Annotated in this window: 19 protein-coding genes and 1 other annotated feature; of the genes, 11 read left to right on the top strand and 8 right to left on the bottom strand. The window is 48.7% G+C overall.

Features of this window, described 5'->3' with window-relative positions; translation table 11 throughout:
* The first annotated feature begins 17 nt into the window (after positions 1–17).
* Entirely contained in the window at positions 18–2,369 is a 2,352-nt protein-coding gene (gene arcB / locus K6Q96_RS14350; RefSeq protein WP_251876567.1) for an aerobic respiration two-component sensor histidine kinase ArcB, read from the top strand.
* A gap of 107 nt (positions 2,370–2,476) precedes the next feature.
* On the opposite strand, the gene arcA is transcribed toward arcB, so the two are convergent.
* Positions 2,477–3,196: a two-component system response regulator ArcA gene (arcA, locus tag K6Q96_RS14345; RefSeq protein WP_251876566.1), complete on the bottom strand. Its 720-nt coding sequence runs from the start codon at positions 3,194–3,196 to the stop codon at positions 2,477–2,479.
* A gap of 745 nt (positions 3,197–3,941) precedes the next feature.
* Here arcA and K6Q96_RS14340 point away from each other — a divergent pair.
* A complete protein-coding gene (locus K6Q96_RS14340; protein ID WP_062667207.1) occupies positions 3,942–4,436 on the top strand; it encodes a putative 4-hydroxy-4-methyl-2-oxoglutarate aldolase in 495 nt (164 codons plus the stop codon).
* A 68-nt stretch (positions 4,437–4,504) separates the two neighbouring features.
* Here the strand turns inward: K6Q96_RS14340 and K6Q96_RS14335 are convergent, their stop codons facing one another.
* Both K6Q96_RS14335 and aceK read right to left on the bottom strand, forming a co-directional pair.
* Positions 4,505–4,978 (bottom strand): hypothetical protein, encoded by a 474-nt coding sequence (locus K6Q96_RS14335; RefSeq protein WP_251876565.1) that lies wholly within the window; start codon positions 4,976–4,978, stop codon positions 4,505–4,507.
* Between the two features lie 248 nt (positions 4,979–5,226).
* Positions 5,227–6,939, bottom strand: coding sequence for a bifunctional isocitrate dehydrogenase kinase/phosphatase (gene aceK / locus K6Q96_RS14330; RefSeq protein WP_251876564.1), 1,713 nt, complete (start codon positions 6,937–6,939; stop codon positions 5,227–5,229).
* 243 nt (positions 6,940–7,182) lie between these two features.
* Positions 7,183–7,300, top strand: a sequence feature (Thr leader region).
* A gap of 48 nt (positions 7,301–7,348) precedes the next feature.
* Between aceK and thrA the strand changes: the two genes are divergently transcribed.
* From thrA to thrC, 3 genes are read left to right on the top strand one after another with little or no spacing between them, the layout of a single operon-like run.
* On the top strand, positions 7,349–9,808 hold the full coding sequence (thrA, locus tag K6Q96_RS14325) for a bifunctional aspartate kinase/homoserine dehydrogenase I (RefSeq protein ID WP_251876563.1): 2,460 nt from the start codon (positions 7,349–7,351) through the stop codon (positions 9,806–9,808).
* Position 9,809: 1 nt separating this feature from the next.
* A complete protein-coding gene (gene thrB, locus K6Q96_RS14320) occupies positions 9,810–10,769 on the top strand; it encodes a homoserine kinase (RefSeq protein WP_251876562.1) in 960 nt (319 codons plus the stop codon).
* Complete coding sequence (gene thrC, locus K6Q96_RS14315) at positions 10,766–12,049, top strand: threonine synthase (protein ID WP_251876561.1); 1,284 nt, start codon at positions 10,766–10,768, stop codon at positions 12,047–12,049. The genes thrB and thrC overlap by 4 nt, the downstream gene beginning before the upstream one ends.
* 64 nt (positions 12,050–12,113) lie before the next feature.
* Here the strand turns inward: thrC and grcA are convergent, their stop codons facing one another.
* Entirely contained in the window at positions 12,114–12,491 is a 378-nt protein-coding gene (gene grcA / locus K6Q96_RS14310; RefSeq protein ID WP_002540405.1) for an autonomous glycyl radical cofactor GrcA, read from the bottom strand.
* Between the two features lie 401 nt (positions 12,492–12,892).
* On the opposite strand from grcA, the gene nfo reads away from it, so the two are divergent.
* The 3 genes from nfo to K6Q96_RS14295 all read left to right on the top strand — a co-directional run bounded on the left by nfo (position 12,893) and on the right by K6Q96_RS14295 (position 15,084).
* Entirely contained in the window at positions 12,893–13,759 is an 867-nt protein-coding gene (nfo, locus tag K6Q96_RS14305; RefSeq protein WP_251876560.1) for a deoxyribonuclease IV, read from the top strand.
* A gap of 39 nt (positions 13,760–13,798) precedes the next feature.
* The gene (gene ung / locus K6Q96_RS14300; protein WP_251876559.1) at positions 13,799–14,476 is read left to right on the top strand and encodes a uracil-DNA glycosylase; all 678 of its coding nucleotides are present in this window, start codon (positions 13,799–13,801) and stop codon (positions 14,474–14,476) included.
* Positions 14,477–14,658: 182 nt separating this feature from the next.
* A complete protein-coding gene (locus K6Q96_RS14295; protein WP_353621768.1) occupies positions 14,659–15,084 on the top strand; it encodes a hemerythrin domain-containing protein in 426 nt (141 codons plus the stop codon).
* Positions 15,085–15,295: 211 nt separating this feature from the next.
* Here K6Q96_RS14295 and K6Q96_RS14290 read toward each other — a convergent pair whose 3' ends face one another.
* Positions 15,296–15,478, bottom strand: a complete 183-nt coding sequence (locus tag K6Q96_RS14290) for a DUF3545 family protein (RefSeq protein ID WP_002540400.1) — start codon at positions 15,476–15,478, stop codon at positions 15,296–15,298.
* A gap of 613 nt (positions 15,479–16,091) precedes the next feature.
* On the opposite strand from K6Q96_RS14290, the gene K6Q96_RS14285 reads away from it, so the two are divergent.
* Both K6Q96_RS14285 and yaaA read left to right on the top strand, forming a co-directional pair.
* Complete coding sequence (locus K6Q96_RS14285; RefSeq protein WP_251876558.1) at positions 16,092–17,549, top strand: alanine/glycine:cation symporter family protein; 1,458 nt, start codon at positions 16,092–16,094, stop codon at positions 17,547–17,549.
* A 113-nt stretch (positions 17,550–17,662) separates the two neighbouring features.
* Positions 17,663–18,436: a peroxide stress protein YaaA gene (gene yaaA / locus K6Q96_RS14280; RefSeq protein ID WP_251876557.1), complete on the top strand. Its 774-nt coding sequence runs from the start codon at positions 17,663–17,665 to the stop codon at positions 18,434–18,436.
* Positions 18,437–18,506: 70 nt separating this feature from the next.
* Here yaaA and K6Q96_RS14275 read toward each other — a convergent pair whose 3' ends face one another.
* The 3 genes from K6Q96_RS14275 to K6Q96_RS14265 all read right to left on the bottom strand — a co-directional run bounded on the left by K6Q96_RS14275 (position 18,507) and on the right by K6Q96_RS14265 (position 22,332).
* Positions 18,507–20,048 carry an alanine/glycine:cation symporter family protein gene (locus tag K6Q96_RS14275; protein ID WP_046303903.1) on the bottom strand — a complete coding sequence of 514 codons (1,542 nt, stop codon included), beginning with the start codon at positions 20,046–20,048 and terminating at the stop codon, positions 18,507–18,509.
* 247 nt (positions 20,049–20,295) lie between these two features.
* Positions 20,296–21,537: an ATP-dependent RNA helicase SrmB gene (gene srmB, locus K6Q96_RS14270; protein ID WP_251876556.1), complete on the bottom strand. Its 1,242-nt coding sequence runs from the start codon at positions 21,535–21,537 to the stop codon at positions 20,296–20,298.
* Between the two features lie 60 nt (positions 21,538–21,597).
* The gene (locus K6Q96_RS14265; RefSeq protein ID WP_251876555.1) at positions 21,598–22,332 is read right to left on the bottom strand and encodes a tRNA1(Val) (adenine(37)-N6)-methyltransferase; all 735 of its coding nucleotides are present in this window, start codon (positions 22,330–22,332) and stop codon (positions 21,598–21,600) included.
* Between the two features lie 279 nt (positions 22,333–22,611).
* On the opposite strand from K6Q96_RS14265, the gene brnQ reads away from it, so the two are divergent.
* Positions 22,612–23,916, top strand: coding sequence for a branched-chain amino acid transport system II carrier protein (gene brnQ / locus K6Q96_RS14260; protein WP_251876554.1), 1,305 nt, complete (start codon positions 22,612–22,614; stop codon positions 23,914–23,916).
* Positions 23,917–23,974: the final 58 nt, after the last annotated feature.

Genomic DNA, 23,974 nt, shown 5'->3' with positions numbered 1-23,974 from the left:
GTTGATCTGGACGTTCAATGAAGCAAATTAAACTTTTAGCGCAGTACTACGTGGATCTGCTGGTCAAGCTTGGCTTGGTTCGGTTCAGTATGCTGCTGGCGCTGGCTCTTGTTGCCCTCGCGGTAATAGTTCAAGTAGGCATTACTCTTGTTTTGAATGGTACGGTGCATGATGCTGATATCGTTCGCTCTGTTTTTTTTGGCCTGCTTATCACGCCTTGGGCGGTGTATTTCCTTTCTGTTGTGGTGGATCAGCTAGAGGAATCCCGACAGCGCCTTTCAAAACTGGTTTCCAAGCTTGAAGAAATGCGTGCGCGTGACATGGAGCTTAACCGTCAACTGACTGAGAACATCACCCAACTGAACCTGGAGATTGAAGAGCGTAAGCGTGCAGAAGAAGCGCGCGAAGAAGCCATGCAAGATCTCGAGAACGAGGTCTATCAGCGTGAAAAAGCGCAGGTGGAATTGGCAGAACAAACCGCGTTGCTGCGTTCGTTTATCGATGCTTCACCGGACTTGATTTATTACCGCAATGAGAAAGGCCAGTTTTCGGGCTGTAACCGTGCGATGGAAGATCTGACGGGTAAGAAAGAAAAAGAGCTGGTAGGACTCACGCCTTGGGATGTTTACCGCGAGGATATTGCCAGTAAGGTGGTAGAAACCGATCAGCAAGTTTTCGACAGCAATGTTTCCCTGACTTACGAGCAGTGGCTGGAATATAAGGATGGTCGCAAGGCCTACTTTGAGCTGCGTAAACTGCCGTTTTACTCCCGTGATGGCCGTCGTCTTGGCTTGGTAGGTTTTGGTCGCGAGATCACTGAGCGTAAGCGTTATCAAGACGCCCTTGAGAAGGCGAGCCGTGACAAGACAGCGTTTATTTCTACGATTAGTCACGAGTTGCGTACACCGCTGAACGGTATTGTCGGCTTAAGCCGAATGTTGCTTGAAACCCGTCTTTCTGAAGAGCAACTCGGTTACCTGCGCACTATTCATGTCAGTGCGATCACGCTAGGTAATATCTTCAATGACATCATTGATTTGGATAAGTCAGACCGAAGTCGTTTGGAGCTTATGCCACAGCCGTTGGACTTCCCGGATTTTGTTTCTGAGATTGAAAACATCAGTGCGTTGATGGCACAGCAAAACGGCCTTCGCTTCACACTGGATAGACTGACTGACTTGCCGCCAGCAGTGAAAGTAGACGCTACTCGCCTCCGCCAGATCCTATGGAATCTGGTCGGCAATGCTGTGAAATTTACTAAACAGGGCGCTGTGAACGTCACAGTCAGTTGCGATATTGAAGGTGATGTGGCGCACCTGCAGTTTGATGTGGAAGACAGCGGCGTCGGTATACCGCAGGAAGAACAGGACAAGATCTTCGCCATGTATTACCAAGTGAAGCAAGGAGAAGACAATCTACACGCCGTAGGCACGGGGATTGGTCTGGCAGTGTCCCGTAAACTCGCCCGCTTGATGAATGGAGATATCACAGTAGACAGCGAAGTGGGTGAAGGTAGTAATTTTACCGTGACGTTGGAAGTGCCAGTTTGCGAAGTGGTCTTAAACAAAGAGAGAGTGACATCGGCGCATAGCCCGCTGCGCATTCTGCTGGTGGAAGACATTGAACTGAACATCACGGTAGCCACCAACCTGTTAGAAAGCCTGGGTCATTCAGTAGATATCGCGCGAAGTGGTCAAGAAGCGCTGGATATGTTCCCACAATCTGAGTACGACTTGTTGCTGCTCGATATCCAATTGCCGGATATGACGGGCTTCGATATTACCAAGACACTGAGAGACAGCGGCGAGGCACTACCTCCTCTGGTTGCGCTAACGGCAAATGTTATCAAGGACAAGACTGAATACATCAACAACGGCATGGATGACGCAATAAGCAAACCGATCAGTGTCTCCGCTGTGGCTGAGGTGATTGAGCGTTTGGCACTGCAATGCCCGGTCGCAACCGAAGCTGCTGAAGTCAAAAAACGCAAGAAGCCTGGCAATGAGATGCTTGATAAGCTTCTGGATCTGGAAATGTTGACCTCTTACGTGGATATTGTCGGTCCAGAGCCTGTGTTCCAAAGCATCAAGATGTTTGAAGAGCTGATGCCTGAGTATATTCAGATCCTCGACAGCAATATGACGGCGAAAGATCAGGACGGCATCGCCAGCGAAGCGCACAAAATTAAAGGTGCAGCGGGCTCAATCGGCCTGAAACACATTCAGAAAGTAGCGCAAAAAGCGCAATCACCGGAGTTACCAGCCTGGTGGGAGAACATTTCTGATTGGGTTGATGAAATCAAAGAAGGCTATGTTCAGGATCTGGAAGTGCTTAAACAATGGCTTGAGGATTACTCTAATGAGGTTTAGCCGCGCATAAGTTCTGAGAAGGAGCCCAAATTGCGTTTAATAAAAGACTTTTCAGATAACAAAAAAGGCCTGCATTGCAGGCCTTTTTTATAAGCTTTTCGAAGAAACTAGATTTCTTCCAACTCACCACAGAAGCGGTAACCTTCGCCGTGGATAGTCGCGATGATTTCCGGGGTGTCACCGAAAGACTCAAAGTGCTTACGGATGCGACGGATAGTTACGTCAACAGTACGATCGTGTGGCTTCAGCTCACGGCCAGTCATCTTCTTCAGAAGATCTGCACGGGTTTGGATTTTGCCCGGGTTCTCACAGAAGTGCAGCAGTGCACGGAACTCAGAGCGTGGCAGTTTGTACTGCTCGTTGTCAGGGCTAACCAGTGAACGGCTGTTAATATCCAGCGTCCATCCATTGAATACATAGCGGTCAACAGAACGCTTGTCTTCTGGCAGTGCGCCTTGGCTCATTGCACGGGTCAGCAGGTTGCGAGCACGGATGGTTAGTTCGCGTGGGTTGAATGGCTTAGTGATGTAATCATCCGCACCGATTTCCAGACCCAAGATCTTATCAACTTCGTTGTCACGACCGGTCAGGAACATCAGCGCCATGTCACCTTGCTCACGAAGTTCACGAGCGAGCAGAAGACCGTTTTTACCAGGCAGGTTGATGTCCATGATGACCAAGTGTACCTGATTGTTAGAGAGCACTTGATGCATTTCTTCGCCATCGTTGGCTTCCAGAACGGTATAACCTTCTGCTTCGAAGATGCTTTTTAGCGTATTACGAGTTACGTGTTCGTCTTCAACAATCAGAATGTGAGGGGTTTGCATTGGCGTTACCTAATTTCTTTAAGGAATCTGGTACTGGGGACAGCGAAAAAGCGTCTCCCCAATCAACCACAGTGTCTTATCGACCCTGTGAAGAAAATTTACAAACAGGAAAAGTATATCAAACCGATTGATGCGATTTACGAGCATACTTTCCTGATACAAACGCCATCCCTAGAGAAGCTGGTTGCAGTTGCGATTTTTCGCCCTGCATACTACTGGTCAACTCATTTTGACCAGCTAATCCTTTGGATAGCGCTGATTGTATTCATTTAACAGCGTGCTAACAATATTTAGTAATAAATCAACGCAACTTTTTTCAATCTTTATTGATATACGTCAATCTCGCCTTCTGTGGTCGCAATTGATGGAATTCCAGTGCAAAAACTTCGCTAAATTTTACAAACTCGAATTAACTTTTTCGTACTATTACCACAGGTGTGAATATTGTGTAAAAACGCTTTTATCAGACCATTTTGTTGCATACCGGTCAACTATCTCCTGTTGATAGCACTTGGCGGGTCACTGCTCAAAATGAGGAAAATGCGCATCATTGCACGTATGCTTTTTCGTATTATATCTGACAGTTATGCCACTTGCCGTCCGCCCATCCGAATTTGACCTTTCCGTGTTCCTGCTTTGTCACTAACACCAAAGTTTGAGTGAGCCATGCCAGCTTTATAGAATTTGGGAGAGGCGAAGTGGGCGTATCTTGCTAGCTTGATACCAAGACTTGATAGGAGGAAGCATGGAAGATTTACTACCTGATATCAGTGATGCACACGGCGATGAGGTATCGTGGATTCCGGTTCAGTGGCGCGATTTTGGCGGAAAAAAGGTATTTTCCGGTCGGGTGGAAACCCTGCGTTGCTACGAAGATAATTCAAAGGTGCGCGACATTTTGGGTAAACCTGGTGCTGGCCGTGTTCTCGTGGTGGATGGACACGGTAATCTCAACAAAGCCCTGTTGGGAGATTTGCTCGCTGAACGTGCTGTGGAGAATGGCTGGGAAGGCATCGTGATTTTTGGCGCGGTGCGAGATGCGGGCGCATTGAGCGAAATGGCTTTGGGTGTGAAAGCGTTAGGTGTGTGTCCCATCAAAACGGAAAAACGTGGGTTGGGTGATGAAGATGTGCAGCTACGTATTGAAGGGATACCTATTTCGCCCGGAAACTACCTTTTCGCCGATCTCAATGGCGTGATGATCAGTCAGCATCCGATTGAATTTGGTGAGCCATCGTAAATCTAAGGTGAAGCCAGAAAACTAAAAAACCGCCAATCGGCGGTTTTTTCTCAATACGTTCAGTAGCTCTAGAAGCGATAACCCACGCCGAGTTGATAATTGGCGGAGGCTGCAGGTGTTTGGTTCAGGTTGTAGTCGAACTTGGCTTCCAAGTTGAGCTTATCGGTCAGTCGTAACTTGCTGCTCATTCCTACCACACCAAAGGTTTCTGCATTGACGCGTTCAGCTTGCACAGTACTGCCAATGCTGAGCTTTTCATTGAAGTTATATTGGATGCCACTGAGTAACCCTTTACTGCTGGCAGTGTGGTCGGTTTCCGTGGTCATTTCGGTACCCAGATACACATTCACGTTTTTGAGCACGGGATAGTGATAACCAGAGCTGACAGTCCAGCTGTCATAGCTTTGATTGCCAGTTGTAATGGAGCTCGAAAACCAAGGTTTCTGGTTGTCGTCGGAATATTCATACAGCGGTAACGAACCCTGCGCGAATGCCAAAAGAGCCACTGATTGCAGGGTGACGGCGAGTAGGATTTTTTTCATTATGCCACCTTCCCCGATTCGTTCTTATTAGACTGAGTTTTCAGTCTAGTTCACCTGTTTTGTTTTTGATAAAGAGAGTTTCAGGTTTTCCGGCTGCTCTCTCACCTTGCCCTTAAATTCAAACGTTTACGACGCGATATTTTGAATGTGGCAAAATTCTGCCATCATCATGAGGCGTTTAATATTTAAGCAAGTGGCGTGCCTAAATGGCGATGAAAAATTGACGCTGATTGCTCAGCGTCTCATTTTTATTGATTGGTGAATCGACAGTCGTCACTGTAAGGGAACACATCGTTAAATTGGCCTTGCTGAATGTTCTCCTGTAACCCTTTCCAATAATCCGCCTCAAAGAGATCGGAGTGCAGCTCTTCGAACAGGGCACGGATTTTCGGATTGATGAGCAGGAAGGTACGGAACTCTTCCGGGAACACATCGTATTCTCCGACGCTGTACCATGGTTCTGCCGCCATTTCGTCTTCTGGAAACCGTGGTGGTGGGATCTTGCGGAAATTCACTTCCGTGAGATAAGAAATCTCATCGTAATCGTAGAAAATGACACGGCTGTGGCGCGACACACCAAAGTTCTTGAATAGCATATCCCCGGCAAAGATGTTTGCGGCGGCAAGTTGTTTAATTGCGTCGCCATATTCTTGAACAGCATTTCTCAATTCGTCGTCATCTGCCTGCTCAAGATAGATATTAAGTGGGATCATCCGACGTTCCATATATAGGTGACGAATGTGGACTTCATTTTTGGTGAGTTTGATCAGTGATGGTGCAACCTCAAGTAACTCTTCGATGAGCTCTTCGCTAAAACGTTCTCTTGGGAAAATGAAGTTGCGATAATCGAGGGTATCGGCCATGCGGCCAACCCGGTCATGCTCTTTAACCAAGCGGTATTTTTCTTTGACGACGGCGTGAGTAATGTCTTTTTGTGGCGCGAACCTGTCTTTGATGATCTTAAAGACGAAGCCATAAGAAGGCAGGGTGAACACCGACATGACCATGCCTTTGATCCCCGGAGCAATAACAAACTGATCGTCAGAAGATTCGATATGGTGAAGGAATTCCCTGTAGAGCTCTGTCTTACCGTGTTTCTGACACCCAATTGCCGTGTAGAGCTGGGCTGGCGTTTTATGGGGCATCAATTGGTTGAGAAAATCGACCAATGCGGCAGGCGCAGGCGCGAAAACCATGAAATAGGAGCGAGCGAAGCCGAAGATCACACTGAGTTCATCAGCGTCAGCAATACAGGCGTCGACATAAAGCTCATTTTTCGAATTCACCAATAAAGGCAATACCAGTGGGCGCACCTGATTCGCCATATCAATGCGTCCTATCAGATAGGCGGCTTTATTACGATAGAAAGGCTCGCGAACCATATCGATGGTCACTTCAGTCAGTTGTGGTCCTAACCTTCTTTGTAATGCTTCGACAATACGGTGTACATCGCGCGCTTTATTCACCCAAGGGAGAGTAAAGGGCGTATCGTTCAGAATGCGCTCGATAGTCTGAATAAGATCCTGATTGGATGAATAACGCTTAAGCAGTGGGGTTGGGTATTTAGGAATACGGCCGCCCTGTGAGCTGTTCACAAAGAGCTTTTCACGACGGATATTGCGATGGTCGAACATCCGACAATAAACAGAGTTAAAGAAGCTTTCCGCGATGTCATAGCGAGGATAGTCGTCCAATAGGCGACTGTATTCCGCTTTGACCGCCATTAGGAAGGAGCGAGTGGCGTGTTTTCTCCCCAGCATGGTTTTCAATTGCTGGCTGACAAGACCCACGTGATGGTCATAAAAGTTAATGCGGGTTTTCAAGGCTTTTTGCACGCTTTTCCAGTCGCGCGCTTCAAACCTTTCCTGTGCCCCAGCGGTGACATCCAAAAATCGTCCATACATGGCATCAGAGCCTTGTAAGATGGTCTGGGCGACCAACTCCTCCATCGCAACTGCCATGGTTCCCTCCTTCGCGGTTGCTGATTTTCTGTCCAATTCAGGTAACTATGTCTGCCTTAACCACTCTTAGCAAGGAAGATGCTGGTAAATGGTGCGGTTTCTCATCTTTTAAATTCGTTAGTTAAGAGTTGCGAATTGAAGCGTTTTTTTGAGGGATAACTTAAATTTTTGTTGACCTTGATACCCTTGTTCGGTAAAGGTTATAAAAACGCAGCACGGAAGGTTAAAAAGCCATGCTTAAAACAGTCGGCACTACAACCATTATCACCATTATTACCAACACCATTGGTGCGGGTGCGGGCTGACATGCACAGAATTTTAAAAAGAAGCCCGTACCCAACAAGGTACGGGCTTTTTTTAACCCCTTTATTTTTGAATTTGCGAGTTCTGGAAGGAATTGGAGGAAAGGATGCGAGTATTAAAGTTTGGTGGTACTTCGCTGGCAAATGCTGATAGATTCAGCCGCGCAGCTGAGATCATCACCAGCAATACCTGCCAAAGTGAGGTATCTGCGGTACTATCCGCGCCTGCTAAGATCACAAACCTGTTGGTTGATGTGATTGATAACACAGTTAAACATGGCGAAGCCGAGATTCAGGTTGCCGAGATCAGGAAGATCTTCTCTGCCCTGTTTGATGGTTTGGAAGAAATGGAGCCAAGCATCGATAAAGCTACGCTTTATGACAAACTAGAGCGCTCTGTGAATCAGTTGAAGCAATATATCCATGGTATTGCGCTGCTGGGTTTATGCCCAGACAACATCTATGCTCGCATCATCAGTAAGGGTGAGCGCCTTTCTATTGCGACCATGTCTGCACTGCTTCAAGCCCGCGGTTACAACACTTTTGAAGTTGATCCGGTAAAATACCTTCATGCAAAAGGTGATTATCTTGAAGCCATGGTGGATATCGAAGTTTCTTCCGACCGCTTCAAAAAAGAGCCCATTCCTGCTGCACACATCGGTTTGATGCCAGGGTTCACTGCGTCTAATGAGCAAGGTGAACTGGTTACTCTTGGCCGTAATGGTTCTGACTACTCAGCAGCAGTGCTGGCTGCTTGTGTTCGCGCTGAATGTTGTGAGATCTGGACTGATGTGGATGGCGTTTACAGCTGTGACCCTCGCTTGGTGCCAGATGCGACCCTGCTTAAGTCTCTGAGCTATCAGGAAGCTATGGAGCTTTCTTACTTTGGCGCCAAAGTGCTTCACCCAAAAACCATTCTTCCAATCGCACGTTTCCACATTCCTTGTCTGATCAAAAACACTGCAAACCCACAGGGTGCAGGCACTTTGATCGGCAATGACAGCGGCGAAGACAACCTGGCAGTGAAAGGGATCACCACCCTGAGTAAACTGAGCATGGTCAACGTATCAGGTCCTGGCATGAAAGGCATGGTCGGTATGGCAGCTCGCGTCTTTGGTGCCATGTCAGCAGCGGGTGTTTCTGTTGTTCTTATTACCCAATCTTCTTCTGAATACAGCATCAGCTTCTGTATCGAAGCGGAAGACAAGCCGATGGCACAGCGTGCTCTTCAGGAAAGTTTTGAGCTGGAGCTGAAAGACGGTTTGCTTGAGCCTGTAGACTTCGTTGACAACGTAGCTATTGTTTCGCTAGTAGGTGACGCGATGCGCACCTCGAAAGGCGTGGCATCTCAGTTCTTTACGTCATTGGCCGAAGTGAACGTCAATATTGTCGCGATTGCGCAGGGTTCTTCTGAGCGCTCAATCTCTGCGGTTATCCCGGATGACAGCGTGTCTGAAGCGGTGAAAGCGTGTCACGAAAACCTCTTTAACTCTAACCACTACCTGGATGTGTTTGTGGTCGGTGTTGGTGGTGTCGGCGGCGAGCTGGTTGAGCAAGTGAAACGCCAGCAGGCGAAACTGGCCGACCAGGGGATTGTCATCCGTGTCTGCGGCATGGCAAACAGCCGCGGTATGTTGCTGAACAGCAAAGGTATCGACTTGAACAACTGGCGTGATGAGCTGGCGAAAGCGGACGAGCCGTTTAGTCTCCCTCGTATGGTGCGTCTGGTTCAGCAAAATCACATCATCAACCCTGTATTTATCGACTGTACCTCTGAACAGGGTATTGCGGATCAATACGCAGATTTCTTGTCTGCGGGTTTCCACGTCATCACGCCGAACAAAAAAGCCAACACTGCGGGCATGGCGTACTACCAGCAGCTACGTAAGTCTGCACGTGCGACCCGTCGTAAGTTCATGTATGACACCACGGTGGGTGCTGGTCTGCCAGTCATCGAAAACCTCCAGAACCTGATTGCAGCAGGTGACGAGCTCGAAAAATTCACCGGTATCCTGTCAGGCTCTCTGTCTCATATCTTCGGTAAACTCGACGAAGGCCAAAGCTTCTGTGAAGCAACGACAGCAGCACGTGAGAGCGGCTTCACTGAACCGGATCCACGTGATGACCTCTCTGGTATGGACGTGGCGCGTAAGCTTCTTATCCTTGCCCGTGAAGCGGGTATGCACCTTGAACTGGAAGATGTTGAAGTTGAGCCGGCATTGCCACCGGGTTTTGACGCCTCAGGTGATGTGGAAGCCTTCATGGCAAAACTGCCAGAAGCAGATGCATACTTCGAGAAATTGGCTAGCGATGCACGCGCCGAAGGCAAAGTGTTGCGCTACGTCGGTAGCATCGAAAACGGTCAATGTTCAGTGAAAATTCAGGCCGTGGATGCTGACGACCCAATGTTTAAGATTAAAGAGGGCGAGAACGCGCTGGCTTTCTATAGCCGTTACTACCAGCCGATCCCATTGGTACTGCGAGGTTACGGTGCAGGTACTGCCGTAACAGCTGCAGGTGTGTTCGCAGACTTGATGCGCACACTTGGCTGGAAACTGGGAGTATAAGATGAGCGTTGTTGTTTACGCACCGGCTTCAATCGGTAATGTCAGTGTAGGCTTTGATGTGTTGGGCGCCGCAGTGTCGCCCATCGACGGCACTTTGCTTGGCGATCGTGTGAAAGTGGAAGATGGCGGTGATGTGCCATTTACCCTGAACTGCGTTGGTAGCTTTGTTGATAAGCTGCCGAAAGAGCAGGAAGAAAACATCGTGTATCAGAGCTTCGTGGTCTTCTCCCGTGAAATGGAAAAGTTGGGACTGCCTGTTCGTAACGTCACCATGACGCTCGAAAAGAACATGCCTATTGGTTCAGGTCTGGGTTCCAGTGCTTGTTCTATCGTTGCTGCTCTGGATGCCCTGAATAAGTTCCATGATGAAGCGTTGGACGAAACCACTTTGCTGGCGCTGATGGGCGAGATGGAAGCGGCGATTTCCGGTAGCCTCCACTATGACAATGTGGCGCCTTGTTACCTTGGCGGTCTGCAGCTGATGGTAGAGCAAATGGGGATCATCAGCCAGGAAGTGCCTTGCTTTGACGAATGGTACTGGGTGATGGCTTATCCGGGTATCAAAGTACCGACGGCTGAAGCGCGTGCGATTTTGCCTGCACAATATCGCCGTCAGGATGTGATTAATCACGGTCGCCATCTGGCAGGCTTCATCCATGGCTGTTATTCTGGCCAGCCACAACTTGCTGCGAGCATGATCAAAGACGTGGTTGCAGAACCTTACCGCGAGAAGTTGTTGCCAGGCTTCGCCGAAGCTAGACATTACGCGGAAGATGCTGGCGCACTGGCGACCGGTATCTCAGGTTCCGGCCCGACGCTGTTTAGCATTACGGATGACAAAGCCGTGGCAGAGCGCGTAGCGAAGTGGCTAGAGGAAAATTACGTTCAGAACGAAGAAGGATTTGTCCACATCTGTCGATTGGATGTGAAAGGATCGACAGTGACAGGAAGTGAACTATGAAGCTTTACAACATCAAAGAAAACGACGAGCAGGTATCGTTCGGTCAAGCCGTGAAACAGGGTCTTGGCCGCAATCAGGGCCTGTTCTTTCCAAGCGAACTGCCAAAATTTGACGACGTTGATGCGCTGCTGGATAAAGATTTTGTCAGCCGCAGCAGCGATATTCTTTCTGCATTCATCGGTGACGAACTGTCATCAGAAACCGTGCGTGACATGGTGGAAAATGCCTTCCAATTCCCGGCCCCGGTCGAGAAAGTAACCGATCAAATCAGTGCACTTGAGCTGTTCCATGGTCCGACGCTGGCGTTTAAAGACTTCGGCGGACGTTTTATGGCCCAATCGCTGGTAGCAGTATCTGACGGCGGTAAAGTAACCATTTTGACTGCCACTTCTGGTGATACCGGTGCTGCTGTTGCCCATGCGTTCTACGGCATGGAAAACATCAATGTGGTTATCCTATACCCGAAAGGCAAGATCAGCCCTCTGCAGGAGAAACTCTTCTGTACTCTGGGTGGCAACATCCACACTGTGGCTATCAATGGCACTTTCGATGATTGTCAGGCGATGGTGAAAAACGCATTTGATGATGCAGAGCTTCGCGCTGCGATCGGCCTGAACTCTGCAAACTCGATCAATATCAGCCGTCTGATGGCGCAAATTTGTTACTACTTTGAAGCTGCGTCGCAGCTTTCCAAAGCACAACGCGAAAACCTTGTGGTTGCAGTGCCAAGTGGTAACTTCGGTAACCTGACTGCAGGTCTGCTGGCGAAAGCGATCGGCCTGCCAATCAAACGTTTTATTGCAGCAACCAACGTGAATGATACCGTGCCACGTTACCTGCAAACCGGTGAGTGGACGCCAGAGCCGACTATCCCAACGCTGTCAAATGCGATGGACGTGAGTCAGCCAAACAACTGGCCACGCATTGAAGAGCTTTGCCAGCGCCAAGGCTGGGGTTTGAACGAGCTGGGCGCAGGTGCAGTGACCGATGAGCAAACTGCAGAAACACTGAAAGCGATGTTTGATGGCGGCTACCTGTGTGAGCCACACGGTGCGATTGCTTACCGTGTGTTGGACGAGCAACTGCAGGATGGCGAGCATGGCCTGTTCCTGTGTACCGCACATCCGGCGAAGTTCAAAGAGTCCGTCGATGAGATCCTAGGTCAGGACATTCCGCTGCCAGGCCCTTTGGCAAAACATGCGGCGATGGAACTGCTGTCTGTTGAGCAGGATGCAGATTTTGCACAGCTGCGCGAATACTTGATGAAGGTCGCTGGCTAATCTCATGAGATAGAAAACAAAAAACCGGCCAATTGGCCGGTTTTTTTATGTTTCGACTAGCGGATTACAGAGTGTTAGTGAAAGTACGTGCGATAACGTCGCGCTGCTGTTCAACAGTCAGAGAGTTGAAACGCACCGCGTAGCCAGATACGCGGATAGTCAGCTGTGGGTATTTTTCTGGGTGCTTAGCAGCGTCTTCCAGTGTTTCACGCTTCAGAACGTTAACATTCAGGTGCTGACCACCTTCGATTTTTGCAGGTACTTCGATAGCGATTTCACGGCTTTCGTACTCGCCCAGATCTGCTGCAGGGATAACCTGATCCGCTTCGAAACCTGCTTTTGCTGCAACGCAACGTGCTTCGTTGGTTTCACTGTCCAGAAGCCAGATAGAGTTCAGCAGGTCGTCGTTTGCCGCTTTAGTGATTTGAATACCAGTGATCATAATTCTTCCCCTTTTGATAGGCTTGGTGGTTTTAATTTTCCATCAATTGATAAGCTAGGTACTTGTATAGCTTACTTTCTATATGGTTATTTTGATTTTAGTCAAAATACAATCAAAATATGCGAAATTCCGAGCTGATATTTTTTGTCTTGAATCAATAAAATATTAAATATCTGGTTTAAAACATATTTTTATCAGCATGATATTCCGCTCAAATTACGTATGTAGTTTTATTACTACATTTTGAGTGGTTCTTCGAGTCAGAATACATACTGTTTTTATATAAAAGCCAAGTGATGGCACAGACTCAGGGTGCTAGAACGAAAGACAAACCAAACCGGACTTTATGGTATGAGTAACTTAAAATGTTTTCGGTTACGGTTTCGGCCTGGAGAGAGAAGATGAAGTTTATCGGAGCACATGTATCCGCTTCCGGTGGGGTAGAAAATGCCCCAGTTAACGCAGCAGCGATCGGTGCAAATGCCTTTGCACTGTTCACCAAGAATCAAAGACAATGGCAGGCAAAGCCATTAGAATCGAAAAATGTCTCTGCGTTTAAGTCAAATTGCCAAAAGTATGGCTTTGTTCCTGAGGCAGTGTTGCCACATGATTCTTACCTCATCAATTTGGGTGCACCTGAAGAAGAAAAGCTGGAGAAATCCCGCGCCGCCTTTATTGATGAAATGGAACGTTGCCAGACACTCGGACTTCCCTTGCTGAATTTCCATCCGGGCAGCCATTTGAAGAAAATCAGTGAGGAAGCTTGTCTCTTACTGATTGCTGAATCCATCAACTTGGCACATCAAGCCGTGCCAGAGGTCGTTGCTGTGATTGAAAACACGGCGGGTCAGGGGACCAATCTTGGATGGTCTTTTGAGCAACTGGCGGCGATTGTCTCGCAAGTGGAAGATAAATCCCGTGTTGGTGTCTGTATTGATACCTGCCATGCCTTTGCGGCAGGGTATGATCTTCGCACTCACAGCGCGGCAGAAGCGACTTTTACTGAGTTTGATAACACAGTAGGTTTTCAGTATCTGCGTGGTATGCACCTCAACGATTCTAAAACGCCTTTTGGTAGCCGGGTTGATCGTCATCAGGCCCTGGGGGAGGGCGAGATTGGTTTGCCGTGTTTTGAGGTCATCATGCAGGACAATCGCTTCGATGGCATCCCGTTGATTCTGGAAACCATCAAACCGGAAGCGTGGGCTGATGAAATCCGTTTGCTGCGTCAGTTTGAAGTCACAGCATCTGAGCGTGTTTCTGCGTAGAATAGCGAACGTTACAGAACAGAGAGGATTGGGGAAGGCATGACACAGGCGATGACCTGGCACGATGTGATTGGCCAGGAAAAGGAACAGGACTATTTCAAACATACCATGGCTTATGTGGCGGAAGCCCGACAAAAGGGCACGGTGGTATTTCCACCGAAAGAAGACGTGTTTAACGCCTTTCGATTTACTGAGCTGGCAGATGTGAAAGTAGTGCTCCTGGGGCAAGACCCTTACCACGGTCCTAATCAGGCGCATGGTCTTTGTTTTTCAGTCCTGCCCGGTATCAAAACGCCACCCTCGCTGGTGAACATGTATAAAGAGCTGGCTCAGGATATTCCAGGTTTCACCATTCCACAGCATGGATACCTCAAAAGCTGGGCGGATCAGGGCGTGTTGCTCCTTAATACCGTGCTGACGGTCGAGCAAGGTAACGCACATTCTCATGCCCACTTAGGTTGGGAAACTTTTACGGATCGCGTGATAGAAGCCGTAAACCAACATTGTGAAGGCGTCGTGTTCCTGCTGTGGGGCTCCCATGCCCGCAAGAAAGGGCGGGTGATTGATCGCAACCGTCACCACGTTCTGGAAGCGCCGCACCCTTCTCCGCTCTCCGCGCATCGTGGTTTTTTGGGCTGCAAACACTTTTCATCGACTAACGAGTTGTTGGCAAGAGCTGGCCAGGCGCCGATTAACTGGCAACCGGAACTCGATTGATAACAGCGTTTCATTGATTTCCCTGATATCAATAGATCCTAAAGCCCGTGATTTTCATCGCGGGCTTTTTGTTTGTCAGTAGTGCAAAGGTGAAACTGAGCAAAAAAACGACCTCGCGCAATTTGTGAACAGTCCGGTTCGATAGACTGATCTCGTGGTGTGAATGAAGAAAGGGAGGAGCTATGTTAGTAGCCAGCATTCATAGAGATCACCGGAACATCAGCCGACTGCTTAAGCTACTATCGAAAAAGCTGACGGCCATTCAGCAGGAAAAGCCTGTTAACTACAGCCTGATTAAGGACACGGTCAGCTACTTGCAAGAGCACGCTGAAAAGTATCACCATCCAAAAGAAGATCTTATCTACCACTACTACTTACAGCATTACCCTGATTCAGAGGGGGTGGCCAGATTGGATGATGAACACCAAGCACTGGCAGGTTTAACCGCGGACTTTGCGGATACTGTCGACATGATATTGATGGACGCTTTCATTCCGCTCGATCTCTTTGCAGACAAACTCAACCGATTTGTAGGCTGTCAGAAAGAACATCTGGATTTGAAAGAGAAAACCATCCTGCCTGTGTTGGAGCAAACCCTGACAGCTTAGGATTGGGAATACCTCCAGACACAGTGGGAAGAGGAGGAGATTGATCCGCTGTTTGGTGAACAGGTGGCAGACAGGTTCAAAGAGCTTGCCGCTCATATATAAACCCAAGACAAAAAGACAAAAAAAGGCACCCCATGTTGGGTGCCTTTTCTTTAAAATTCCAATGTTATGTTGTCAGTAAATTGACGATTTAAACCAGTGAGTACGCTACTTAAAAATCGAAATCGCTGTCGTTGAAGTCACCGAGCATATCGATATCTTGCAGCTCTTTGCGCAGGCGTTGTCTGTCTTTTAACGCCTCAATTTCTCTCCACTTACGTTTTGCTTGTTTGGTTCGTCCACCGCGTTGTGGTCGCTCTTGATCGAATACATCATCAAAGGCAAAGCTATCCATAAATTCACCTCGTTTTACCGTTGCGGTCGCTAATTAAGTATCAAACCTCCGACAAAATAAAATTGAAGTGTTTCTCATTTGTTGCACCTCAGTGAAGTTTTTATGAGAACGCAATCACCTTTATCCCGTCGCTGGGTAAAATGTGTGCAGTTGCAGTGCCTTAGATTGTCTTACAGCTACAACATCAAATTCTTGTGGGGAGGTGTTCCCCAAGCCCCTGTCTTGGCAACAGACCGGGGAAATCGGGAATTTGGTCACACATTGAATAAAATGCATAAACGGTGCCAGACAAGGTGAATGGCTTGTTCTATTCCTGTTATGGAAAAGCAGTAACGCAAACGCTTGGTCTTGATGTGTGGGCATTTTTTGTTCACTTAATATGAAATTCAATTCATATTGATTTTTATCGTGACTGATAGCATCATCTCGCGGCAATTTGCGGGATCTACCGCAAAACCGACACATTTGGGGGTTCTTGTGACGCTTTCTTGCCGACGAGACCCGCATCATTATCGGCAGACGCTAGGCTTGCGTCAGTCGCATCAAATCGCATTTTCTCCGCACCGGAGAACAACGACACTGCGAATCAGTTTATGCGTACAGAGAGGTAGGCGTGGTAAGTCTCATCAACTTTTTAAACGACCTGATCTGGGGATCGGTGCTCATCTATCTTCTGATCGGTGGCGGTATTTTCTTTACGCTGCGTCTCGGGTTTATTCAAATTCGTCACTTTGGGCACATGTTCAAGGTGATGAAAAACAGCCGTAAATCAGACAAAGAGGGTATCTCCTCGTTTCAGGCACTGTGCACCAGCTTGGCGGCGCGCGTGGGCACGGGCAATATGGCGGGCATTGCTGTTGCGTTAACCCTTGGTGGCCCAGGTGCGATTTTCTGGATGTGGTTAATAGCCGTGCTGGGTATGGCAACGGCTTTTGCCGAGAGCACGCTGGCGCAGCTTTACAAAACCCGTGATGACGATGGAAACTTCCGTGGTGGTCCAGCGTATTACATGGAAAAAGGACTCGGCATGCGCTGGATGGGCGTGGTCTTCTCCGTGCTGCTTATTATCGCCTTTGGCTTAGTGTTCAACTCTGTACAGGCTAATTCCATTACTCAGGCAGCTTACGTCGCTTTTGGCTTTGATCCCCTCCATGTTGGTGCTGTGCTTGTAGTACTTGCTGCCTTTGTTATTTTTGGTGGTATTCGAAAAATTGCCCGCACGGCTGAGTTGATTGTGCCTGTGATGGCACTCCTTTATCTGGCGCTTGCCATTTACATCATGCTGACCAATCTGGAAAAAGTGCCTGATGTACTGTCACTGATTTTCCGCAGCGCTTTCGGTCTGGAAGAAGCTGCTTCGGGCGCGTTGGGCTACACAGTGGCACAAGGCATGGTGCAAGGCATTAAGCGTGGCCTGTTTTCCAACGAGGCGGGCATGGGCTCAGCGCCGAATGCGGCAGCCAGCGCAACGCCGTACCCGCCACACCCTGCGTCTCAGGGATATGTGCAGATGCTGGGCGTGTTTGTGGACACCATCGTTATCTGTTCAGCCACCGTGGCAATTATCCTGATGTCCGGCGAATACATGCCGGGTAGTGAAATTACCGGCATTGAACTGACCCAGCGTGCGCTTTCTAACGAAGTGGGTGACTGGGGTGGCATTTTTGTGGCGGTCGCGATTTTCTTCTTCGCGTTTACCTCGATCATTGCCAACTACTCGTATGCGGAAACTAACCTGATATTCCTTGAGCACAACCACAAGGCTGGTTTGAACCTGTTCCGTTGCGTGGTACTTGGCATGGTGATGTTTGGTGCGATGGCTGAATTACCCGTGGTGTGGATCATGGCGGATACCTCAATGGGCTTGATGGCGATCGTCAATATGATTGCAATCCTGCTGCTATCCGGCACTGTGATGACACTGGCGAAAGACTACAACCAGCAGGTGAAACAGGGCAAAGTGCCTTCATTCAATAGCCGCAATCACCCTGACATGCTCAACCAGATAGAGCCTGGCGTTTGGGGTAAACCGCAAGTAACAGAATCGGAAAATCGTTCGTCTATACTGTAATTCATTCGGTTTCATCAATGGCAGTTATCGGAAAAAGCCACGCTTGATCGCGTGGCTTTTTTGATGGTCGGTGTTACTCTTTGCGCTAATAAGAGATTGAAAGGAATGACACTATGTTGATTGTGGTTTCTCCGGCAAAAACCTTGGATTACCAATCACCGCTCGCGACGGAGCGTTACACGCAACCGACGCTGACCGAGCACTCTGAAGCTTTGATCGATGTATGCCGTAAACTGACACCGGCAGATATCTCGAGTCTGATGAAGGTGAGTGACAAGATTGCAGGTTTGAACGCGGCACGCTTCGCTGAGTGGTCGCCGGAGTTCACGACCGACAATGCCCGTCCTGCGGTTTTGGCATTCAAAGGCGATGTATACACCGGCCTTGAAGCGGAAACCTTTAGTGAAGAGGACTTTGACTGGGCGCAGAATCACCTGCGTATGTTGTCAGGTTTATACGGTCTGTTGCGTCCTCTAGATTTGATGCAGCCTTACCGCTTGGAAATGGGCACTAAACTGGCGAACCCACGCGGCACTAATCTCTATCAGTTCTGGGGTGACATCATCACGGATGAGCTAAATCAGGCACTGGCCGCGCAGGGCGATAAGGTACTGGTGAACCTCGCATCGAACGAGTACTTCAAATCAGTCAAACCGAAGCAATTGGACGGGCAGATCATCACGCCAGTGTTCAAAGACCAGAAAAACGGCCAGTACAAAGTCATCAGCTTCTTCGCTAAGAAAGCACGCGGCATGATGGCGCGTTACATCATCGACAACCGCATTGATTCGGTTGAAGCGTTAAAGCAGTTTGATACGGCGGGATACTGGTTCTGTGCTGAAGAGTCGAGCGACAAGGAACTGGTGTTTAAGCGCGAAGAACAGTAATCGCGATTTAAAGTCATTAAAAAGAAAAGGTTAGCCGAGGCTAACCTTTTTTGTATCTCAATAATCTCGATTAAGCCGTTGGATTGACTGGCTTACCGGAGACTTCATCCGAAGCTTCGCTGTCTTGAGTACGACGTGCCAGACGACGCTCCCAGTAGTCAGCGTTCTTTATGCCAAGCTTCACAGGATCGAAGGTATATTCTTCCACGCCTTCTTTCTGCTGACGCTCGTAATCATGTAGCGCTTTAAGGGCAGGCTTGCTCAGGAAGAAGATGATCACAAGGCCTACAATATTCAGCCAAGCCATCAGACCCACACCCACATCACCCATCGCCCACGCGAGGTTGGCGGTTTTCACGGTGCCGTAGAATACCGCTGCCATCAGAATCACTTTCAGCACAAACATCATGCCTGGAAGTTTGATGGTACGGCGCAGGTATGCCACGTTGGTTTCTGCGATGTAGTAGTAAGCCAGAATCGTGGTGAACGCAAAGAAGAACAATGCAATCGCAATGAACGGTTTGCCCCAACCCGGCATGGTGCTTTCAATTGCCATCTGGGTGAAGACTGGACCATTCGCAGCAATGTCTGCTGCAACGTTTTGGATGATGAAGGCTTCGCCAGCACCGTGAACGTTGTAGGCGCCAGTGATAAGGATCATAAACGCGGTGGCAGAACATACCAGCAGGGTATCAATGTAGATAGAGAAGGATTGAACCAGACCCTGTTGCGCAGGGTGCTGAACGTTTGCAGCTGCCGCTGCGTGTGGGCCTGTACCCTGACCCGCTTCGTTTGAGTAAACACCACGCTTAACACCCCAGCCAATAGCCGCACCAACACCTGCCATAGGGGTGAATGCGTCGCCAATGATCATCGCAACGATACCTGGGATTTCAGTGATGTTCAGCGCAATGATAACGAATGCGATGATGATGTAAGCCAAAGCCATGAAAGGCACGACGACCTGAGTAAAGCTCGCGATTCGCTTCACGCCACCAAAAATGATGAAACCAAGCAAAATGGAGATCAGGGTGCCGGTGATGATTTTCGCCAGGCTGTAGGTGCCAATCGCGGTTTCAATCATTTCACCAGAGCCGAATGCGGCTTCAACGGCGTTACCGATACTGTTTGACTGTACGCCCGGCAGCAGAACACCACAGGCAAAGATAGTTGCGATGGCAAAAATCCATGCGTACCACTTCTGACCCATCGCTTTCTCGATGTAGTAAGCCGGACCACCACGGAATTCACCTTTGTCTTCTTCTTTGTAGATTTGCGCAAGGGTAGATTCAGTGTAAGCCGTTGCAGCGCCAAGGAAGGCAACAACCCACATCCAGAAAACGGCACCCGGACCACCGAAACCGATCGCTGCAGCGACACCTGCGATATTACCGGTACCAACACGGCCTGAGAGTGAAACGGCCAGCGCCTGGAAAGACGAAATACCTTTCTCAGAACTTTTGCCAGAGAACAGCAGGCGAGTCATTTCTTTGAACTGACGAACCTGAACAAAGCGCGTTACGATGGAGTAGAACAGGCCAGCACCCAAACAGGTGTAAATAAGCACTGGACTCCAGATAATGCTGTTTAAAAAATCAACAACAGATTGCATTACAAGATCCCTCAAATAAAAAATATTGGATAGATGATTTTTTATCAAACGGCAGGATAATCCGAAAATGACACATATTGTTAACATTTTGTGTTGTCAATGTGACGGATTGTGAGCCCGATCTTTAGTCTGCCCTCCATTAGCAAACTAGAATATTTCTCTGCGACTGATCGCAAACAAATAAAAAAGGAGGCTTTTCGCCTCCTTTTCTAACGTTAATTAAATTGAAAATCCAGTAAAAGCTTGATTATGCGGATTTTTTCGCTGATTTCTTCGCCGCTTTCTTAGCTTTTCCTTTTACTTCTTTGTTAGAAAGCTTTTTCTTTTTCTTCTTAAATTCCGGCTTCTTATGTTTTGGCTTCATGCCATCAACATAGCGTTCTTTCACGTCTTCTTTCATGTAGCGGCAGATACGGTCCATCATTGGTTGATCGTGTGCTTCTACCAGAGAAATGGCGTTACCTTTCTTACCCGCGCGGGCGGTACGACCGATACGGTGCAGGTACACGTCGGCTTTGCGTGGCAGGTCGAAGTTGATGACGTGGTCGATGTCTGGCACGTCGATACCACGTGCTGCAACATCAGTCGCTAACAGAACATTAATTTCACCAGTGGTGAAACGCTCGATCGCGTAAGTACGCTTTGCCTGAGCCATTTCACCTTGCAGCCATGCACAATTCACTTTCTCTTTGGTCAGGAATTCACGCAGTGCAGCCAGGCGCTCACGGGTTTTCACAAAGATGATCGCACGCTCAGCCTGTTCCGTCAGAATTGCTTTTAACAGGGCATTTTTATGCGCCATGTCGTCACAGCGGTAGTACCACTGAGTGATCTTCTTGCGTTCACGGCGTGGTGGCTCAGCTTCTACTTCTACCGGATCGGTCAGCAGGGTGTTCTTGAAACCTTCAATGCCTTTACCTTCCAGCGTCGCGGAGAACAGCATACTTTGTTTGCGCCAGCGACATTCGGTAGAGAGTTTATCAACAGCAGGGCCAAAGCCCATGTCCAGCATGCGGTCGGCTTCGTCCAGTACCAGGCTTTCAATTGCGCGACAGTCAAAGCGTTCAGCTTCGATGTATTCCATCAGACGACCAGGAGTCGCAACCACGATGTCTTGGGTTTTCCCCAGAATCTCAGCATGCTCTTGGTACGAGATACCACCTGTGATGGTGATGATCTTTAAATCTGTGTATTTCGCCAACGCGCGGGCTTGATCAGCAACCTGAATGGCCAGTTCACGGGTTGGAGTCAGGATCAGGGCGCGTGCAGGACCCGGCTTCTGACGAGGGAAGTCAATAAGGTGTTGCAGCAATGGCAATACGAAAGCCGCCGTTTTCCCTGTTCCCGTTGGCGCAGACGCCAAAATATCACGGCCATCCATACCATGAGGGATCACGCCAGCCTGGATCGCTGTTGGTCGCTCGAAGCTCATGTCATCCAGCGCTTGTAGCAGTTGAGGATCCAGTTCTAGTTCAGCAAAAGTTCGCACGCGTTGTTTCTCCACTCAAAGTTAGGGGGCGAATTATAGAGACTAATTCAAGTACGATCATCACATCTTGAGGTAAAAATCTCTTGTGAGCGAAATAAAGTCGTTTGTATAGCCTCCCGCCGCCTGGATCACCAAGGTTTTGGCATCTAAACCATGTTCTTCCTGATTCGATAGCGACATCAACTTTCGACTCACCGGTTTGTTGGCGGTTGGTTGTACGTTCAACAGCCGTTGGCAATAAAGTCCATACTCTTTGGCTTTCGCCAGCAAGGCATCAGCCTCCACTGAAGGTAAGATCAAATGCGCCTGTCCGTTGGGTAAAAGTCGAGTCTTTATCACTTTTAATAAGGTGTCGTGAGAAAGGGTGTCGGTGTGGCGCGCAGTGGCTCGCCGAGAATCGCCTGCTTGCTCGCCGGAGTTAAAGTAAGGGGGATTGCAGATAATAGTATTGAACTGCAGCGGTTTTTCCCACTCGTCAATATCCTGATGCAGCACATTTATCCGATCTGCCCAAGCAGATTGTTCTGAATTGAACTGCGCTGTGTTGGCGGCGTGTTCATCGATATCCAGCGCGGTGATTTTAACTGCGGGAAATCGCTGCGCCATCATCAGTGCCAATAAGCCAGAGCCCGTACCAATGTCGAGCACTTCATCAGACTCTCCCGCCTCAGCCCAAGCGCCAAGCAGCACGCCATCCGTGCTGACGGGCATGCCACAGCCTCTATCTTCGACAGTAAATTGCTTGAATCTGAAGCCTTTACTCACGGTACCCTCTTGATCTCTACTCGTTGTCATTGTCGATAACTGCTTAAAAAATAGATAATTATGTTACTGCTACGTTATGGGTTATAGCGTTTAATATCTTTAATATGTATCGTTTAAAGGTTAATGTTTGGTTGTAATTACCAATTAATAATTAAAAAATAGATTTATAATCTATTTTTTAATGCTCTATTGTCTGTGCGGTGAAACTTCGTCATTATTCTGCGCAATCGGTATTGCGCAGTAAAAATAACCAAAAGGCTAACCGGTTGATTACACAATTATTAAGCAAACACACATAGGTAGTACGAAGTGAAAGAGAGTTTAAAGGTTAGCGATATACTCGCGCTAGGGTTTATGACCTTTGCATTTTTCCTCGGGGCCGGAAATATCATTTTTCCTCCTCTGGCGGGCTTTCTGGCTGGTGAACACACCTTTTCTGCAATGCTTGGCTTTTTGACCACTGCTGTAGGCCTTCCTCTTATTGGTATCGTTGCGGTTGCTGTGGCCGGTGGCGGCTGGAAAGGCCTGACCCGCGATCTTCCAGCGTCAGTGGCAACACTGATGGCGGTGCTGATTTTCATTATTATCGGTCCTGCTTTTGCAGCGCCACGTGCGGGTTTGGTGGCCTATGAGATGGGCTTTAAGCCTTTCCTGAATGCACCGGGCCAATTCGAATTGTCGCTTTTCTCGGTGGTGTTCTTTGCCATCGCAATGTTCTTCTCCCTGTCTCAAGGCAAGCTTATCGACACTATTGGTAAGCTGCTGACGCCTGCGCTGTTTGCGGCACTGGCAGTACTGGCGATTGCAGTCGTGGTGAACCCACAAGGCGATATCGTGGCAGCGCAGGGTGCGTATGTGGGTCAGGCCTTCACGACAGGTTTCCTTGAGGGTTACAACACCATGGATACCTTCGCCGCACTGATGTTCGGTATGTTGATTGTTGATGTTATCCGTAAGAAAGGCGTGACTGATCAGGCGAAAACCTGTCAGTACCTGATTTATGCAGGTGTGATTGCAGCCGCAGGTCTGGCATTTGTTTACGTTTCTCTGTTCTATCTGGGTGCGACAGCGACGGGGGTGGCACCGGGCGCGGCAAACGGTGGTGCGATTCTGTCAGCTTACGTGTTGGCGCTGTTTGGCCCTGCTGGTCAAATCATCCTGTCGACCATCATTGTACTGGCGTGTCTGACGACGGTTATTGGTCTAGTTTCAGCGTGCTCTGATTACTTCAGTACTCTGACCAATATCACTTACCGTCAATGGGTCGTTATCCTGTCTATTGCTTGTGCAGTGGTAGCGAACGTTGGCCTGAACCAGTTGATCGCCATATCTGTTCCTGTCCTGTTTGCACTGTACCCGGTTGCGATTGCACTGATTGCTCTGACGTTCCTGCGCCGCTTTATGCCTAACCCACAACTGGCATACCGCGTGGTACTGGGTGTGTCTCTGGTGTTCGCGCTGTTGGATGCGGCGAAAGTCGCGGGCGTTGATGTGTCTGCGCTGAAAGTGCTGCCACTGTTTGACTATGGCATGGCATGGCTGCTGCCAACGGCAATTGCGCTGGTAGTAGTAAGCTTTGCGGGTAAGCGTAAAGACGAAACGTCACACGCGTAAAGCAAAGTCATTGGAATACAAAAAAACCACCGGATGCGGTGGTTTTTTTTATGTATGA

It is taken from the genome of Grimontia kaedaensis (assembly GCF_023746615.1).
In the GTDB taxonomy this organism is placed as follows: Bacteria; Pseudomonadota; Gammaproteobacteria; order Enterobacterales; family Vibrionaceae; genus Enterovibrio; species Enterovibrio kaedaensis.
The sequence above is the reverse complement of the archived record's forward strand: the minus strand, read 5'-3'. Positions and strand labels throughout refer to the sequence as shown.